At 67.4% G+C, this 316-nt stretch carries 1 pseudogene; it reads right to left on the bottom strand.

Annotated features, from left to right (window positions below):
• Positions 1–316, bottom strand: a pseudogene (locus tag SB751_RS29160) (asparagine synthetase B); the annotation flags it as partial.

The raw sequence follows: 316 nt of genomic DNA, 5'->3' as shown, positions 1-316 counted from the left end.
ACGTCCGACAGCATCTGGCCGCCCACGGCCTTGGACAGCACGCCTTCCAGCGCATCGGTCGCCTGCGCGTCCGAGTCGAACGACAGCAACGATTGCGCCGCGGTATCGGCCGCTTCCCGCGCCGACCAGTACACGCGGGGCTCGGGCATGCGGCGGCTGCGGGTGTCATCGGCGGTGAACTCGATCCAGGTGCCCGGGGGCAGCTTGGCGATGCCTTCGTAGATGGATTGCGGCGCCGGAATGTACTTGTGCCGCATGAACGACGCCAACGCGTTGCGGTTCAGGTTGCGACCGAATCCGGGAATCGGCGTCAGCC

The organism is Cupriavidus sp. SIMBA_020 (genome assembly GCF_046535395.1).
GTDB classification, from domain to species: domain Bacteria; phylum Pseudomonadota; class Gammaproteobacteria; order Burkholderiales; family Burkholderiaceae; genus Cupriavidus; species Cupriavidus campinensis.
Note: the sequence above shows the minus strand (reverse complement) of the source record. Positions and strands in the feature narration are given on the sequence as shown.